This is a genomic window from Orrella sp. 11846 (assembly GCF_048820935.1).
Taxonomy (GTDB): Bacteria; Pseudomonadota; Gammaproteobacteria; order Burkholderiales; family Burkholderiaceae_B; genus Algicoccus.
In genome coordinates this window covers 1-408 of the sequence record NZ_JBMERD010000064.1, presented here as the reverse complement: position 1 = coordinate 408, position 408 = coordinate 1, and the positions used below count along the sequence as shown (strand labels likewise).

General features: G+C 51.0%; 1 pseudogene. It reads right to left on the bottom strand.

The features are described from left to right. Positions 1-408: pseudogene (locus tag ACOI06_RS14630) on the bottom strand (IS1634 family transposase); the annotation flags it as partial.

Sequence of the window (408 nt, the reverse complement as noted above, 5' to 3'; positions counted from 1 at the left end):
TGCCCATTGCTCAGCACGTGCCTCTAATTGCGCAATCTTGGCATCTCTTTTTGTGGTTTGCTCAGCGGCACGTTCTGGATCATGGGCGACCACCAAGCGCAAACCTTCCCACTCCACCTCACCAAAGACTTCAGTTTGCTCTGTGTCAGAATCGACATTGCTAACACTGTGCACATGTTCGTTAAATGGGGCCAACAATGTTTGAAAGTCTTTATAGCGTCGCCCAGGAACCGCCAGAATAAACTCCAATGGTTGACCCGAGGGTAGAACGATTTGCTGCAACTCACCTAGGCTTTCTAACGACAGCAAACCACGATCAGCCACGGCAATGACGCGTTTGATCGGGAAGGTGTTCACCACCTTGAGCAAGGAGGTTTTTAACGTGTCGACCTCCGCGGTATTGCCTGG